This window comes from Thioclava sp. ISO4, from assembly GCF_058105145.1.
Genome location: NZ_CM176571.1, coordinates 2602719 through 2617542 on the forward strand (window position 1 = coordinate 2602719; position 14824 = coordinate 2617542).

The 14824-nt window shown below is 63.5% G+C and carries 16 protein-coding genes; 6 read left to right on the top strand and 10 right to left on the bottom strand.

Annotation, left to right across the window (positions count from 1 at the left end):
* Positions 1-89: 89 nt before the first annotated feature.
* From AC2TZ7_RS12800 to iscR, 10 genes are all read right to left on the bottom strand, one after another.
* Entirely contained in the window at positions 90-1310 is a 1221-nt protein-coding gene (locus AC2TZ7_RS12800; protein WP_489864528.1) for a cysteine desulfurase, read from the bottom strand.
* 8 nt (positions 1311-1318) lie between these two features.
* The gene (locus tag AC2TZ7_RS12805; RefSeq protein ID WP_158522163.1) at positions 1319-1912 is read right to left on the bottom strand and encodes a YIP1 family protein; all 594 of its coding nucleotides are present in this window, start codon (positions 1910-1912) and stop codon (positions 1319-1321) included.
* Positions 1912-2403 (bottom strand): Yip1 family protein, encoded by a 492-nt coding sequence (locus AC2TZ7_RS12810; protein WP_078520714.1) that lies wholly within the window; start codon positions 2401-2403, stop codon positions 1912-1914. Before AC2TZ7_RS12810 ends, AC2TZ7_RS12805 begins: the two co-directional genes overlap by 1 nt.
* A gap of 9 nt (positions 2404-2412) precedes the next feature.
* Complete coding sequence (gene sufD / locus AC2TZ7_RS12815; protein WP_489864529.1) at positions 2413-3690, bottom strand: Fe-S cluster assembly protein SufD; 1278 nt, start codon at positions 3688-3690, stop codon at positions 2413-2415.
* Positions 3690-4463 carry a Fe-S cluster assembly ATPase SufC gene (gene sufC, locus AC2TZ7_RS12820; RefSeq protein WP_489864530.1) on the bottom strand — a complete coding sequence of 258 codons (774 nt, stop codon included), beginning with the start codon at positions 4461-4463 and terminating at the stop codon, positions 3690-3692. Before sufC ends, sufD begins: the two co-directional genes overlap by 1 nt.
* Before the next feature lie 9 nt (positions 4464-4472).
* Positions 4473-4787, bottom strand: a complete 315-nt coding sequence (locus AC2TZ7_RS12825) for a heavy metal-binding domain-containing protein (protein ID WP_489864531.1) — start codon at positions 4785-4787, stop codon at positions 4473-4475.
* 52 nt (positions 4788-4839) lie between these two features.
* The gene (locus AC2TZ7_RS12830; RefSeq protein ID WP_489864532.1) at positions 4840-5373 is read right to left on the bottom strand and encodes a hypothetical protein; all 534 of its coding nucleotides are present in this window, start codon (positions 5371-5373) and stop codon (positions 4840-4842) included.
* A 99-nt stretch (positions 5374-5472) separates the two neighbouring features.
* Entirely contained in the window at positions 5473-6993 is a 1521-nt protein-coding gene (gene sufB / locus AC2TZ7_RS12835) for a Fe-S cluster assembly protein SufB (RefSeq protein ID WP_134332570.1), read from the bottom strand.
* A gap of 18 nt (positions 6994-7011) precedes the next feature.
* Positions 7012-8055, bottom strand: coding sequence for a cysteine desulfurase family protein (locus AC2TZ7_RS12840; protein WP_489864533.1), 1044 nt, complete (start codon positions 8053-8055; stop codon positions 7012-7014).
* A 143-nt stretch (positions 8056-8198) separates the two neighbouring features.
* The gene (gene iscR / locus AC2TZ7_RS12845; RefSeq protein ID WP_098411006.1) at positions 8199-8657 is read right to left on the bottom strand and encodes a Fe-S cluster assembly transcriptional regulator IscR; all 459 of its coding nucleotides are present in this window, start codon (positions 8655-8657) and stop codon (positions 8199-8201) included.
* Positions 8658-8912: 255 nt separating this feature from the next.
* Here iscR and AC2TZ7_RS12850 point away from each other — a divergent pair, with 255 nt between their 5' ends.
* The 6 genes from AC2TZ7_RS12850 to AC2TZ7_RS12875 all read left to right on the top strand — a co-directional run bounded on the left by AC2TZ7_RS12850 (position 8913) and on the right by AC2TZ7_RS12875 (position 14585).
* Complete coding sequence (locus AC2TZ7_RS12850; RefSeq protein WP_078540872.1) at positions 8913-9590, top strand: alpha/beta hydrolase; 678 nt, start codon at positions 8913-8915, stop codon at positions 9588-9590.
* Positions 9590-9853, top strand: a complete 264-nt coding sequence (locus AC2TZ7_RS12855) for a hypothetical protein (RefSeq protein WP_347432019.1) — start codon at positions 9590-9592, stop codon at positions 9851-9853. Before AC2TZ7_RS12850 ends, AC2TZ7_RS12855 begins: the two co-directional genes overlap by 1 nt.
* Positions 9850-10287, top strand: coding sequence for a hypothetical protein (locus tag AC2TZ7_RS12860; RefSeq protein ID WP_489864534.1), 438 nt, complete (start codon positions 9850-9852; stop codon positions 10285-10287). The genes AC2TZ7_RS12855 and AC2TZ7_RS12860 overlap by 4 nt, the downstream gene beginning before the upstream one ends.
* Complete coding sequence (locus tag AC2TZ7_RS12865) at positions 10284-10874, top strand: HD domain-containing protein (RefSeq protein ID WP_489864535.1); 591 nt, start codon at positions 10284-10286, stop codon at positions 10872-10874. The genes AC2TZ7_RS12860 and AC2TZ7_RS12865 overlap by 4 nt, the downstream gene beginning before the upstream one ends.
* Positions 10875-11023: 149 nt before the next feature.
* Positions 11024-13228, top strand: coding sequence for an NADP-dependent isocitrate dehydrogenase (locus AC2TZ7_RS12870; RefSeq protein ID WP_489864536.1), 2205 nt, complete (start codon positions 11024-11026; stop codon positions 13226-13228).
* 142 nt (positions 13229-13370) lie between these two features.
* Entirely contained in the window at positions 13371-14585 is a 1215-nt protein-coding gene (locus AC2TZ7_RS12875) for an NADP-dependent isocitrate dehydrogenase (protein WP_078571048.1), read from the top strand.
* Positions 14586-14824: the final 239 nt, after the last annotated feature.

The window sequence follows — 14824 nt, forward strand, 5'->3', positions numbered from 1 at the left end:
TGCCTCCCTGCCTCCCTGCCTCCCTGCCTCCCTGCCGCAAAGCTATGCTGCATCGCAGCAAAAGCAAGTCCCCGCGCCTCGCGACCCGCTCAGCCTAGCAGATCGTGGCAGAGTTCCAGCGCAGAAATCAGCGCATCGGCCTCTTCGCGGGTGTTGTACATCCCGAAAGACGCGCGCGCCGTCGCCGTGACCCCAAGCCATTCCATCAGCGGCCCGGTGCAATGCTGCCCCGCGCGCACCGCGACGCCCCGCTTGTCTAGGATGGTCGAGATGTCGTGCGGATGGGCCGGGCCGTTCAGCGTGAGCGAGAAGATCGCGCCCTTATCCGCCGCGGTGCCCTGCTGGTTGAGCCAGTTCAGCCCGCTCAGTTTCGCGGCAGTGTAGTCGCGCAGGTCGCGCTCATGCTCGGCGATATTCTCCATCCCGATCCCCATCAGGTAATCGAGCGCGACGCCCATGCCGATCTGCTGCACGATGCCGGGCGTGCCCGCCTCGAACTTCATCGGCGGCGTGTTGTAGATCACCGTATTGCGGGTCACGGTGTCGATCATGTCGCCGCCGCCAAGGAAGGGGCGCATCTCAAGCATCCGGTCGCGGTGGATGAAGAGTGCCCCGGAACCGCTTGGCCCATATAGCTTATGTCCGGTGATGACGTAGAAATCGCAGCCCAGATCGTCGACATCGACGGCGCCATGCACCGCCGCCTGCGAGCCATCGACCAGCGTCGCGATCCCGCGCGCGCGTGCGGCCTGCGCGATCGGTTTCACATCCACCCGGGTGCCGAGAACATTCGACATATGGGTGATCGCGATGAGTTTGGTGCGCGGCGTGATCGCCTCCAGCACCTTCTCGGGCGGCAGCGAACCATCGGCCTCGGGCTCCACCCAGACCAGCTTCACGCCCTGACGTTCGCGCAGGAAATGCCACGGCACGATATTGGCGTGGTGCTCCATCACCGACAGGATGATCTCGTCGCCCGGCTCGAGGTTCGGCGCGCCCCAGGCGTAGCTGACGAGGTTGATCCCCTCGGTCGAGCCGGTAGTGAACACGATCTGCTCTTCATCGGCGACATGCAGGAAGCGCGCGACGATCCCGCGCACGCTCTCGTATTTCTCGGTCGCGATATTCGACAGCGTATGGAGCCCGCGATGCACGTTGGAATAGTCGTGCTCATACATCTGCGTCATTGCGTCGATCACGACGCGCGGCTTTTGCGCTGAGGCCCCGTTATCGAGGTAAACCAAGGGCTTGCCATTCACTTCTCGCGTCAGGATCGGGAAATCCCCGCGGATTTTTTCGATATCATACATCGGGCACCTCAGAGTGACGCGGGGTCTGCGGGCATTTGCACGAGGCCGGTCGAGACCAGCACGATCCCCGCGATCATCGCCGAGCCCAGAAAGGTCAGGATAACCCCGAAGCCGGTCGCCACGGGATTTTCGAACCCGTGCAGAACCATCGTGAACTGCACCAGCAAGTAGAACATCAGCGCCACCAGCAGCACCGACATCAGCGTGGCCGAGATCGGGAAGAAGACCATCAGCACGACCTGGATCATCTGACCGATCATCAGAACGAATTCGATCCAGGTCAGAAGCAGCAGCGCATCCGGGAATTTCCCATGCCCGCCGAAGCGTTGGCCGACGAAAGACATGGCGAAAGCACCATAGACCAGAAGCGCGCCCTGCAGCCCCACCACGGTCAGCGGCGGCGTCACCGTGCCGATATCCACCTTGGTGATGAAGCTGAACACCAGCTGCGCGAGCGTACCGAGGATTGCGGTCATCACGACCACCAGCACCATCGCCATGAACCGCGCATTGGCGTTCAGATTCAGCCCGATCAAATCGCGCGCAACCGATTTCGGATCGGTGAAGCTACGGATAAGCCATTCTTTAAGATCGGGCTGCATCAGTTTGTTTTTCCTTCGAATTCTACCACGCGCAACGCTGCGCCCCATAGCAGGACGAAGGCCACGGTCACAAGCGCGGAAACGAGCGAAAGTTCCGCGCCGCGCCCGATGAACCCCGCCACGAGCCCTTGCAGCAGCATCAGCGGCGAGACCGCCAGAAGCGACCAGAACAGCGCGACGCGCGCACCATACCAGCTTCCCTGCCCGCCGAGGAGCCTCAGCACAAGGTGGCTCAGTGCCGCAATCGCGTAGAAGACGGGCACGGTCGCGAGCAGCGCCAGCACCGTGCCCATCATCAGCCCGACCATCGGCTGGTCGGGCATCTCATGCGCGATCCGCGACAGTCGCGGCCATTGCGCGATGAAGATCACGGTCAGCGCCGCAAGCAGGAAGACCAGCGCGCGCGGCTCGGAGGCCGGGCGCGCGAGATGCTCGCGCATCACCACGCGCGGACGCCGATAGCTGCGCCGGATATCGTCGGTGGCGGACATCGCTGCGCCTCAGCCGCGATGGCGTGCGAGCCACCCTTCCAACCGGGTCAGGATCGCATCGCGGAACCGCTCTTCCTCAATCTCTTCAATGGCATCGGCCACGAAGCTCAGAACCAGAAGCGCGGTGGCTTCCTCTTCCGGCACGCCGCGCGAACGCAGGTAGAAGAGCGCGGTCTCGTCGATCGCACCGGTGGTCGAGCCGTGCGAGCATTGCACGTCATCGGCGTAGATCTCGAGTTCCGGCTTGGCGAGGAACTGGCTGTTCTCGTCGAGCAGCAGTGACTGGCTGATCTGGTAGCCATCGGTTTTCTGCGCGCCCGGCTTCACGAGGATCTTACCCTGGAAGATGCCCTCGGCGCCGTTCTTCAGCACTTTCTTGAAGACCTGACGGCTCTCGCCGCGCTCGGCCCCGTGGGTGATGAAGACGGTGTCGTCGTGGTGGAACTTGCCGGTCTTGCCATCGCCAAGAGCCGCGCCCGCGACATGGGCATTCGCGTCGTCGCCCACGATGTCGATCACGCATTCATTGCGCGTCAGCACCCCGTTCGAGGTCAGCGTGAAGCTCTTGAACAGACCTTCTTCCGCGACGCGGGTGAAGATCGAGGTGATCGCCCGACGCTCATGGTCGCGGCCCTGCACGCGGATGTGTTGGAATTTCGCGCCCTTGGCGACGTCCACTTCCATCAGCTTGTTGAAGCGCGCGCCCGCCGGGCCGTTTTCCAGAACCGTGATCTCCGCGCCCTCTTCCAGCTTCACGAGGTGATGCAGGATCGGGTCGGAAGTCTCTGATTCATGGGTGTAAATCAGGCTCACGGGTTTCTCGGCGGCACCGGTCACGCGGATCAGCACACCATCGGTCGCGGACGCCGTGTTGAGCGCCGCGAAGGGACGCTTCACCGGGTCCTGACCGTTGGCTTCCAGCGTGCCATAGAGGCTGCTGGCCCAGTTCACGTCGGGCGCATCGGCCAGACGCAGGATCTCGACGCCGGACATCGCCAGATCGTCGGAGGCCTCAGCATCGAACACGCCGTCGCGGAACACGATCTTGAGCCGATCGATATCGCCGAAAATCTCCGGCTCGTCATCGCTGAACGGCGCCGCGGGCACCGGATCGGGCGCTATGAAATCGGTCGGGTTGGTCCAGCGCCAGTATTCGTCGCGACGGCCCGGCAGGCCCATCGCGGTCAGACGGTCCAGCGCGGCGCGGCGTTGCGGCCCGAACCCGTCGGGCAGAGAAACGCGCGCCAGCCGCGTCTCGGCGGGGGTCATTTTCTCGACTGCCGACATTACGCCATCACCTCCGAGATCCCGTGTTTCGCGAGCAGGTCGGCATAGCCGTTCTTCTCGACTTCGAGGGCCAGCTCCGGCCCGCCGGTTTCGATGATGCGGCCATCCGCCATGATGTGGACGACATCGGGTTTGATATGGTCGAGCAGGCGCTGGTAGTGGGTGATCACGAGGAAGGAACGGCCCTCGTCGCGCAGCGCGTTCACGCCTTCGGCCACCAGACGCATCGCGTCGACGTCGAGGCCGGAATCGGTCTCGTCGAGGATGCACATCTTCGGCTCGAGGATCGCCATCTGCAGGATTTCGTTACGCTTTTTCTCACCACCCGAGAAGCCGACATTGACCGGACGCTTGAGCATGTCGGCGTCGATCTTGAGCGATTTCGCCTTGCCGCGCACCAGTTTCAGGAAGTCGCCCGCCGAGATTTCCTCCTCGCCGCGCGCCTTGCGCTGTGCGTTGAGCGCGGTGCGCAGGAAGGTCATGTTGCCGACGCCGGGGATTTCCACCGGGTACTGGAACGCGAGGAACAGGCCTGCCGCCGCGCGCTCTTCGGGCTCGGCATCCAGCAGGTCGGTGTCGTTGAGATGCGCTTCGCCTTCGGTGACCTCGTAGCCATCGCGGCCCGAGAGCACATAGGACAGCGTCGACTTGCCCGACCCGTTCGGCCCCATGATCGCGTGGACCTTGCCGGACTCGACGCTCAGGTTGACGCCCTTGAGGATCTGCTTGTCCTCTTCTTCCAGTTTGACGTGCAGGTTCTTGATATCAAGCATGGTTCTTCCTCAGGATACGGTTACAGCGGTGCCGGAGGCCGACACCATAAGCATGGATTGGCCGACGACCTGGTAGTCGAGATCGACGCCGACAACGGCATTCGCGCCCAGCTCGCGGGCGCGGTCTTCAAGCTCGCCGAGCGCCGTGGCGCGCGCGTCTTGCAATTTGGATTCGTAAGCGCCGGAGCGGCCGCCGATGATATCGGTGACCTGCGCGAAGATATCGCGGACGACATTGGCGCCCATGATGGCTTCGCCCACGACGATGCCATGATAGGTCCCGATCGGGCGACCTTCGATGGTGGGGGTGGTGGTGACGATCATGCGCGCTCTCCCGTTTGGCGACCCATGCGGGCCGCGGCGGGCGCGCGAAGGGTCAGAAGCGGATGGTGGTCTCGGCGTAATGCAGGGTGCGCGGCTCGAAATGCGCGGTCTGCTGCTCCACCCAGTCGGGCGTGAAGGCGAGCGCCGCCATATCCGGTTCCCAGAAGGCGATATTGTGCAGCCCCACGAAGGCCAGCACGACGCCCAGCAATTGCACCGCCATCAGCTTCACCGAGGCGAGCCGCAGCACCATACCCAGCCCGCAGGCCGTCAGCACCGCCGCAACCACGAGGACCAGATCCGGGTTGGAGCCCACTTTCTCGGCGAGTTCCGGCGTCAGAAAGCGCATCTTGAGCGCCGTCACGATCACCATTCCCAAGACCCCGACCATCAGCGCCGGCACGACCTTCAGCACAGCGAACCGCGAGTGACGCGGCTTGGCCATGACCTGACGCAACATCTCGGCATCGTTCGCCACCCAGGCTTCCTGATCCCCGATATGCAGCTGAATCCGGCCCTTCGCCGATTTCCGCGTTTGCTCGATCCGCGCGAGGCGGTCGTTGAAACTGGCGCTCGATACCGTCATGGCCCTCACCTATCCATTTGGACAGGTTAAGACATGCATAAGGATTATGCCCGAAATGCGGCAGATCCTCGGCAATTTCGATATTTGCGCGCGTGAAGATCACCCGACGCTCCCCTCCAGCGAGATCGCCACAAGGCTTTGAGCTTCCATCGCGAATTCCATCGGCAGCGCCTGAAGGACTTCGCGGCAGAACCCGTTGACGACGAGCGCCACGGCCTCTTCCTCGTCCATCCCGCGGGCGCGGCAATAGAACAGCTGATCGTCATCGACCTTCGAGGTGGTGGCCTCGTGCTCGACCCGGCTCGAGTTGTTCTTCACCTCGATATAGGGAACCGTGTGCGCGCCGCATTTGTCGCCGATCAGCAGCGAGTCACATTGCGTGTAGTTGCGCGAGTCGGTCGCTTTCGGGTGCATCGAGACGAGACCGCGATAGGTGTTCTGCGCCTGACCGGCCGAGATCCCCTTCGACACGATCCGCGAGCGGGTGTCCTTGCCCAGATGGATCATCTTGGTGCCGGTATCGGCCTGCTGCCAGTTATTCGCGATGGCGATCGAGTAGAACTCGCCCTGGCTCTCATTGCCGCGCAGGATGCAGGACGGGTATTTCCACGTGATCGCGGAGCCGGTCTCGACCTGTGTCCACATAACCTTGGCGCGGTCGCCGCGGCAATCGGCACGCTTGGTGACGAAGTTGTAGATGCCGCCCTTGCCGTCTTCATCGCCCGGGAACCAGTTCTGCACCGTGGAATATTTCACCTCGGCGTCTTCCTCGACGATGATCTCGACCACGGCCGCGTGCAGCTGCGCGGTGTCGCGCTTGGGCGCGGTGCAGCCTTCGAGATAGGACACGTAGGAGCCCTTGTCGGCGATGATCAGGGTGCGCTCGAACTGCCCGGTATTCTCCGCGTTGATGCGGAAGTAGGTCGACAATTCCATCGGGCAGCGCACGCCCGGCGGCACGTAGACGAAGGAGCCGTCCGAGAACACGGCCGAGTTCAGCGCGGCGTAGAAGTTATCCGCCTGCGGCACGACCGAGCCGAGATATTTCTTCACCAGCTCCGGGTGTTCCTGGATCGCTTCCGAGATCGAGCAGAAGATCACGCCCGCCTCGGCCAGCTTGTCCTTGAAGGTGGTCCCGACGGAGACGGAGTCGAACACAGCGTCGACCGCGATCTGGCGATCTTCGAGGTTGATGTCTTCCGCGCCTTCGACGCCCGCGAGGATCATCTGTTCCTTCAGCGGAATGCCGAGCTTCTCATAGGTCGCGAGCAGCTTGGGATCGACCTCGTCGAGCGATTTCGGCTTCTCGACCATGCTCTTCGGGCGCGCGTAGTAATACTGGTCCTGAAAGTCGATTTCCGGGACGTTCAGCAGCGCCCAGTTCGGCTTGGGCATATCTTCCCAGCGCGAAAACGCCTGCAGACGCCATTCGGTCATCCACTCGGGCTCTTTGTTCTTGTCCGAGATGAGGCGGACGATATCCGTGTTCACGCCTTTCGGCGCGTATTCCATCTCGATATCGGTGTCCCAGCCGTATTTGTAGGTGCCCATATTCTGGACGGTCTCGACCGTCTCGCGATCGACGCCCTCACGTACTTCCACCTGATCAACGCCCGCCATATCCGGCTCTCCCATCTCTTACCCGCGCCGTGCGCGGTGTTTCGCTTCGCATTTCAGCCAGTGTTCGGCGAAACGCATGACATCTTCTTCGCGGCTCTGCGGCCCCAGCGAGACCCGCAAGGCCGATCCCGCCTCGGTCTCCGAAAAGCCCATCGCGACCAGCGCAGCAGAGCTTTTGACCTTCCCGCTCGAACAGGCGGAGCCTGCGGAAACCGCGAACCCGCCCAGGTCCATCTGCATCACCTGCGTCTCGCCCTTCCAGCCGGGCGTGATGAAGCAGGAGGTGTTCGGAAGCCTGTGCGATTCATTCCCGACAAAAATAGTCTCGCTTGCCCGATCCGCAATGGCGTTTTCTAGAATGTTTCTAAGTTTTTCGATCTCGCGCCAGATTCCGCCCTCAAGATCACGCGAGGCGGCTTCGGCTGCCGCACCGAAGCCCGCGATGCCGATCAGGTTCTCCGTGCCGGCCCGCCGACCCATCTCCTGACCGCCGCCTGTGAGCTGCGCCGCGATATCCGTACCGCGCTTCACGATCAGCGCGCCCACGCCCTTCGGCCCGCCCAGCTTATGCGCCGAGACGATGCCGCAGGTGGTGCCGAGCCAGTTGAACGCAAACGGGATCTTGCCGAAGCCTTGGGTGAGATCGCTCAGATACAGCCCCTCGGGCAGATCCTGCACCACGCCGGTCTCGGAATTGGCCAGTTGCAGGGCCGAATTTGCCGGATCTGAGACGGTGATCCGCCCTGCCCGATCGACGGGCAGATCCTCGACGCACCAGCTGCGGATCGCGTCATGCTCGACGCCCGCGCAATGCACCTCGCGCCCGCCAAGCGCCAGCGCCGCCGCCTCGGTCGCGCCGGAGGTGAAGATCACATCCTGCCCCTCGGCCCCCAAAGCCGCCGCGACCTGAGCCCGCGCGCGCTCCATCAGCGCCTTCGCGGCCCGGCCCTCGGAATGCACCGATGACGGGTTGCCCACCACATCCATCGCTTCGATCATCGCCGCGCGGGCCTCGGATCTCAGCGGGGTTGTCGCGTTCCAGTCGAGATAGCTGCGCGCCATGATACGCTCCGCTTGGTTAAATGTCGGATAGCTGCGGCGGGGATAGGGCAGCCGCGCCCCAGAAGAAAGGGCGCGCCTTCGACTTGGCAAAAATATCCCCCGCGGAGCGTCCGCGAAAGGCCATCACGCCCCGGCGGTGGGAGTTACTCGTCGACGACCGAAAACAGGCTCGGCACGGCCGGACAGGGTTTCATGCGGTTCTTCACCACATCTTCCAGCGTCGTCTGGTGCAAGAAGACGAAGACCTGCGCCGACAGGCTCTCCCAGAGGCGGTTCGCCATTGACTGCGCCCGCGAGCCCGAAATCGCGCCCGAGGCGCCAGCGCCCACATGCATCGCCGAGACGGTCTCGTCCACGGCTTCGAAAATCTCCGAGATGCGGATCTCCGACGGGCAACGCGCCAGCCGGTAGCCGCCGCCCGGGCCGCGCACCGAATTCACCAGCCCCGCCCGGCGCAGCCGCACGAAGAGCTGTTCCAGATAGGGCAGCGAGATATCCTGACGCTCGGACAGCGCCGCCAGAGAGGTCCGGCTGCCTTCGCCCGCCAGCGCCAGATCGACCAGCGCGACCATCGCGTAACGGCCTTTCGTCGACAGTTTCATGCACCCTCCTCGGCCCGAGACCCATCCGAACCCGTATTTAGCCGAAAATCGGCTCGAAAACACCGCCCGCGCAGGAGTGAATCATTGCTAAAGCATTGACGCAAGCGCGAGGGCCGATTACCTCCACCAATGCCCGATCTCCCGGCATGGCGCCGGGGGAGGCTTTCTCCTAGGCCAGCCGCGCCGACCCGTCAAGAAAGGCAGGAGCGCAGGCGCCCAAGGAACCCAGAGCTGGCGCAATAAAAACGAGAGACGATGCCCGAAGTCATTTTTCCCGGTCCCGAAGGTCGCCTCGAGGGGCGCTACCACCCGCAGCCCGCACCCGACGCGCCGATCGCGATCATTCTGCACCCCGACCCGCAATTCGGCGGCACGATGAACAACCGCGTCGTCTACAACCTGCATTACGCCTTCTTCAAAATGGGCTTCACCGTTCTGCGCTTCAACTTCCGGGGCGTGGGTCGCAGCCAAGGCGAATACGATCAGGGCGTGGGCGAATTGTCCGATGCCGCCTCGGCGCTGGACTACCTGCAGACGATGAACCCCAATTCGAAGCATTGCTGGGTCGCGGGCCATTCCTTCGGCGCGTGGATCGGCATGCAGCTTCTGATGCGCCGCCCCGAGATCACCGGCTTCATCTCCGTGGCCCCGCCCGGCCCCTCGTCGCCCGGCCCCGGCAATTACGACTATTCCTTCCTCGCGCCCTGCCCGTCCTCGGGTCTGATCATCAACGGCACGAACGACCGGATCGCGCAGCCCAAAGAGACCGAGCAACTGGTCTCCAAGCTGCAGGAGCAGAAGGGCATCACGATCACCCATGAGGTCATCGAAGGCGCGGATCACTTCTTCAAGAACGAAGAAGCCCATATGCAGCCGATGATCGACACGGTTCAGACCTATGTCCGCCGCCGCCTTACGGAGGGCACGCGCTAATGGCGCTGATCGACGAACTGGCCGAGAAGCTCGCCACCGACACGATGGAGGCGATGCGCAAATACGACGACGATCGCCTCTTCATGGAGGTGAGCAACTATATCGGCACGTCGTCGCCCTCGCTGCAGGAGGCCTATATCACGGCCTGTCGCCTGCATATGGCCGAGCAACGGGGCCGCGAATTCTTCGAGCGCAAGCTGGTGGAACTGGAAAAGCGGGCGCAGGCAGCGGCGAAGACACCGGACTCCGGGACCGGATCATGAGCCCGGGGGCCGCGCGCGTCGTTTTCGCAGCAGCCCTCTCCCTCGCCCTGTCGCTGATCATCGCGACAGCCTTTCATGCAAGCCACATGATTTGCGACGGAGAGTGGAGCGGCGCGTCCTCGCGTGGCGCGGCGCTGGTCATGGGCCTCGGCGAACTCCTCGCGAACCCGATGCATCTGATCCTCGTTGTGGCTCCGCTCTGGCTGGGCTGGACCGGGTTGTTGCTCGCGGCCGCGAACCGCGCGATCCCGCCGGTTCTGGGGATGGGCATCGTCGTCTTCTCGATTCTCGCCACGGTCCTGTTCTACGCCTTCGCGGCGCCGAACCTCGACTGTTCCGGCTATACCGACCGCGCGTTGAGCTGGCGCGCTGGCGGTCTCTTCGCCTTCGTGGCGCTGCTTCTGCTTCTACCCCGGCTCTGGAGACGCACATGACCCGGCTCGACCAGCAATTCGCCTTCCTCGCCGAGGCCGAGAAACTGAAATCGGTGACCCGCGCGACGCCGATCCATGACGCCTCGCGCCCCGAGAATTCGGGCGAGCATAGCTGGTCGCTCGCGCTCTATGCGATGACGCTGGCCGAGCAGGCGCCCGAAGGCGTCTCGATCGACCGGGTGATCCGCATGCTTTTGCTGCACGATCTGGTCGAGATCGACGTGGGCGATGTGCCGATCCATTCCAAGGGCGGCACGGCGCATGGCGCGGAAGACATCCAGAAAGCCGAAGCCGCCGCCGCCGAACGTATCTTCGGGCTGCTGCCCGAGGATCAGGGGGCACAGATGCTGGCGCTCTGGCTCGAATTCGAGGCCAACGAGAGCCCCGACGCGATCTTCGCCAAATCGCTCGACCGGGTGCAGCCGGTGCTGCTCAACCACCAGTCGGGCGGCGGGTCGTGGATCGAGTACGACGTGAGCTTTCCGCAACTCGAAGAGCGCATCGGCACCAAGATCGCCCGTGGCGCGCCTGCGGTATGGGACTGGGTGCGCGCCAAGGTCGAAGGCTGGTTCGCGGCGCGCAGCTGAAGACCGCGCCCGGCCCTCACCCCCTATTCCGCCGGGGTTCCTCGGGGATTTCGCGGAACCTCCGTATACAATCGCATACCGTCTAGCCAAGCGCATCTGAATCGGGTAAGAGGCAGCAAACCGAGGCTTCAACCGAAGAGGGCTGTGCCATGAGCGACAAGAACACTCCTGACATCATTTACACCAAGGTCGACGAGGCCCCGGAACTGGCGAGCGCATCTCTGCTGCCGATCATCCGCAAATTCGCGCAAGCGGCCGGGATTTCGGTCGGCACCAAGGATATCTCGCTCGCGGGCCGTATCCTCGCCACCTTCCCCGAAGCGCTCAGCGAAGAGCAGCGCCAGTCGGACGATCTGGCATGGCTCGGCGATTACGTGAAGACGGCGCAGGCCAACGTCATCAAGCTGCCGAACATCTCGGCCTCGGTGCCGCAGCTGGTCGCCGCCGTGCGCGAGCTGCAGGGTCAGGGCTACGCCCTGCCCGACTATCCCGAAGAGCCGAAGACGGATGAGGAAAAAGCCGTCCGCGCGAAGTACGACTCGATCAAGGGCTCGGCCGTGAACCCGGTGCTGCGCGAGGGCAACTCGGATCGCCGCGCCGCCGCCGCCGTGAAGAAATTCGCGCAGAACAACCCGCACCGCATGGGCGAGTGGACCGCCGACAGCAAGACCCGCGTGGCCACCATGTCGGAGGGCGATTTCTTCTCGAACGAAGTTTCGGCCACTCTGCCGAAGGCGTCCACCGCGAAGATCGTTCTGGAAGGCGCCGATGGCGAGACCGTTCTGAAGGACGGCGTGAGCTATCCCGAAGGCACCGTGGTTGATGCGACCTACATGTCGGCTGACAAGCTCGATGCCTTCCTCGCCGAGGAAATCAAGAAGACCAAGGACGAAGGCGTCCTGTTCTCGCTGCATATGAAAGCGACGATGATGAAGGTCTCCGACCCGATCATCTTCGGCCACGCGGTGAAGGAATGGCTCAAGCCGGTCTTCGAGAAATACGGCGACAAGATGAAGTCGCTCGGCGTCGATCCGGCCTCGGGCATGGGCGACCTGCTGGAGCGCGTCAAAGGCGAGCCGGAAATCCTCGCCGCGATCGAAGAGGTCCGCGATCAGCGCCCGCCGATGTATATGGTGAACTCGGACAAGGGCATCACCAATCTGCACGTGCCCTCCGACGTCATCATCGACGCCTCGATGCCCGCGCTGATCCGCGCTGGCGGCAAAGGCTGGGGTCCGGACAACAAGGAACACGACTGCGTCTGCGTGATCCCGGACAGCTCCTACGCGCCGGTCTACGATGCGACGATCGAGTATTTCAAAGCCAACGGCAAACTGAACCCCGCCACCGCGGGCACCGTTCAGAACATCGGCCTGATGGCGCAGAAAGCCGAGGAATACGGCTCGCACCCAACCACCTTCGAGATCCCCGCCGACGGCACCGTGAAGATGGTTCTGGACGACGGCACGGTTCTGCACTCGCATGACGTGAAGAAGGGCGACATCTGGCGTTCGGCTTCGGCCCGCAAAGCGCCGATCGAAGACTGGGTGAACCTCGCCATCGACCGTCAGAAAGCGACCGGCTACCGCGCGATCTTCTGGCTCGACGCAAGCCGCGCCCACGATGCGGAGCTGATCTCCTTCGTGAAGCCGATCCTGGAGGCCAAAGGCGTGGCCGACAAGTTCGAGATCATGGCCCCGCGTGAGGCGACCATCGCCTCGCTCGAGACCATCACCAAGGGCGAGAACACCATCGCGATCACCGGCAACGTGCTGCGCGACTACCTGACCGACCTGTTCCCGATCCTGGAGCTTGCCACCTCGGCCAAAATGCTCTCGATCGTGAAGCTGATGCAGGGCGGCGGTCTGTTCGAGACCGGCGCGGGCGGCTCGGCACCCAAGCACGTCCAGCAGCTGGTGGAAGAAAACCACCTGCGTTGGGACTCGCTTGGCGAATTCTGCGCCCTCGGCGAGAGCTTCAAGTTCTTCGCCGACCAGACCGACAACGCCAAGGCGCGCGTGCTGGGCGAAACCGTGGAGACCGCGACGCAGGGCATTCTCGACAATGACCGCTCGCCCTCGCGCAAGGTCGGCGAGCCCGACAACCGCGACAGCCACTACTGGTTCGCCCGCTACTGGGCCGACGCGCTGGCGGCGCAATCGAGCGATGCCGAGCTGGCCGCCGAATTCGCCCCCATCGCCAAGGCGCTGGCCGATGGCGAAGCGAAGATCGTGGCCGAACTGGCAGCCGCCCAAGGCAAGCCCGCCGATATCGGCGGCTACTACCACGCCGATCCGAAAAAGCTCGCCGCGGTGATGCGCCCGAGCGAAACGCTCAACGCCATCATCGGCTGAGAGCACTGAGACAGAAGGGGCGGCGCGGGCCGCCCCTTTCGATTCCCGGCTCCCCGGAACACGAACCCGTGAATTTGGCCCGTGGGTTTGGCCCGTGGGTTTGGCCCGCGACATCGGCCCAAAGCATATGGAAGGAACGCGCATGACCAAGATCAAGGTAGACAACCCCGTCGTCGAACTCGACGGCGACGAGATGACCCGTATCATCTGGGACTTCATCAAGCAGAAGCTGATCCTGCCCTATCTCGATATCGACCTGAAATATTACGACCTCGGCATCGAGAGCCGCGACGCGACCGACGACCAGATCACCGTCGATGCGGCCGAGGCGATCAAGCAATACGGCGTCGGCGTCAAATGCGCGACGATCACCCCCGACGAGGCGCGCATGGAGGAATTCAACCTCAAGCGCATGTATCGCTCGCCCAACGGCACGATCCGCAACATCCTCGGCGGCGTCATCTTCCGCGAGCCGATCATCTGCAAGAACGTCCCGCGCCTCGTTCCGGGCTGGACCAAGCCGATCGTCGTCGGCCGTCACGCCTATGGCGACCAGTACAAGGCCACCGATTTCCGCTTCCCCGGCAAGGGCACGATCACGCTGAAATTCGTGGGCGACGATGGCGAGGTGATCGAGAAGGAAGTGTTCAAGGCCCCCGACGCGGGCGTCGTGATGGGCATGTACAACCTCGACAAGTCGATCATCGACTTCGCGCGGGCCTCGCTGAACTACGGTCTGCTGAAGGGCTGGCCGGTCTACCTCTCGACCAAGAACACGATCCTCAAGGCCTATGACGGGCGCTTCAAGGATCTGTTCCAGCAGGTCTTCGAGGAAGAATTCGCCGAGAAGTTCAAGGAAGCGGGCATCTGGTACGAGCACCGCCTGATCGACGACATGGTGGCGTCGTCGCTGAAATGGTCGGGCGGCTATGTCTGGGCCTGCAAGAACTACGATGGCGACGTGCAGTCGGATACGGTCGCGCAGGGCTTCGGCTCGCTGGGCCTGATGACCTCCATCCTGATGACGCCCGATGGCAAGACGGTGGAAGCCGAGGCAGCCCACGGCACGGTGACGCGCCACTATCGCCAGCATCAGCAGGGCAAGGAGACCTCGACGAACTCCATCGCCTCGATCTTCGCCTGGACCGGTGGCCTGAAGCACCGCGCCAAGCTGGACGACAACGCACAGCTTCAGACTTTCGCGGAAACGCTCGAGAAGGTCTGCGTGCAGGCGGTCGAGGACGGTCACATGACCAAGGACCTCGCGCTGCTCGTCGGCCCCGATCAGAAATGGCTGACCACGATGGGCTTCCTCGAGAAGATCGACGAATACCTGAACAAGTCGCTGTCGCTGTAAAGCGCGCGAAACGGGTTGAGGAAGGCGGGGCTCTCCCCGCCTTTTTCATTTGGCGAGGCGGCTGCAGTCCAACTGGCACGGGGCGACCAGCCCCGGGCCGCGCCCGACCTCCCCCCGGGAGGGCGCATTGACGGCGTCTCCGCAGGCACGCATGTCATTCGGGCTTGCACGATAAAGCGCCAAACCACGAACGAGGCACAGCGCCCACCCGAGGTCGGGCGCGTCCCTCATCTCCTTGG

Excerpts from the sequence above, each read along its gene's own strand:
- AC2TZ7_RS12800 (WP_489864528.1), bottom strand. The coding sequence starts at position 1,310 with ATGTATGATATCGAAAAAATCCGCGGGGATTTCCCGATCCTGACGCGA.
- AC2TZ7_RS12805 (WP_158522163.1), bottom strand. The coding sequence starts at position 1,912 with ATGCAGCCCGATCTTAAAGAATGGCTTATCCGTAGCTTCACCGATCCG.
- AC2TZ7_RS12810 (WP_078520714.1), bottom strand. The coding sequence starts at position 2,403 with ATGTCCGCCACCGACGATATCCGGCGCAGCTATCGGCGTCCGCGCGTG.
- sufD (WP_489864529.1), bottom strand. The coding sequence starts at position 3,690 with ATGTCGGCAGTCGAGAAAATGACCCCCGCCGAGACGCGGCTGGCGCGC.
- sufC (WP_489864530.1), bottom strand. The coding sequence starts at position 4,463 with ATGCTTGATATCAAGAACCTGCACGTCAAACTGGAAGAAGAGGACAAG.
- AC2TZ7_RS12825 (WP_489864531.1), bottom strand. The coding sequence starts at position 4,787 with ATGATCGTCACCACCACCCCCACCATCGAAGGTCGCCCGATCGGGACC.
- AC2TZ7_RS12830 (WP_489864532.1), bottom strand. The coding sequence starts at position 5,373 with ATGACGGTATCGAGCGCCAGTTTCAACGACCGCCTCGCGCGGATCGAG.
- sufB (WP_134332570.1), bottom strand. The coding sequence starts at position 6,993 with ATGGCGGGCGTTGATCAGGTGGAAGTACGTGAGGGCGTCGATCGCGAG.
- AC2TZ7_RS12840 (WP_489864533.1), bottom strand. The coding sequence starts at position 8,055 with ATGGCGCGCAGCTATCTCGACTGGAACGCGACAACCCCGCTGAGATCC.
- iscR (WP_098411006.1), bottom strand. The coding sequence starts at position 8,657 with ATGAAACTGTCGACGAAAGGCCGTTACGCGATGGTCGCGCTGGTCGAT.
- AC2TZ7_RS12850 (WP_078540872.1), top strand. The coding sequence starts at position 8,913 with ATGCCCGAAGTCATTTTTCCCGGTCCCGAAGGTCGCCTCGAGGGGCGC.
- AC2TZ7_RS12855 (WP_347432019.1), top strand. The coding sequence starts at position 9,590 with ATGGCGCTGATCGACGAACTGGCCGAGAAGCTCGCCACCGACACGATG.
- AC2TZ7_RS12860 (WP_489864534.1), top strand. The coding sequence starts at position 9,850 with ATGAGCCCGGGGGCCGCGCGCGTCGTTTTCGCAGCAGCCCTCTCCCTC.
- AC2TZ7_RS12865 (WP_489864535.1), top strand. The coding sequence starts at position 10,284 with ATGACCCGGCTCGACCAGCAATTCGCCTTCCTCGCCGAGGCCGAGAAA.
- AC2TZ7_RS12870 (WP_489864536.1), top strand. The coding sequence starts at position 11,024 with ATGAGCGACAAGAACACTCCTGACATCATTTACACCAAGGTCGACGAG.
- AC2TZ7_RS12875 (WP_078571048.1), top strand. The coding sequence starts at position 13,371 with ATGACCAAGATCAAGGTAGACAACCCCGTCGTCGAACTCGACGGCGAC.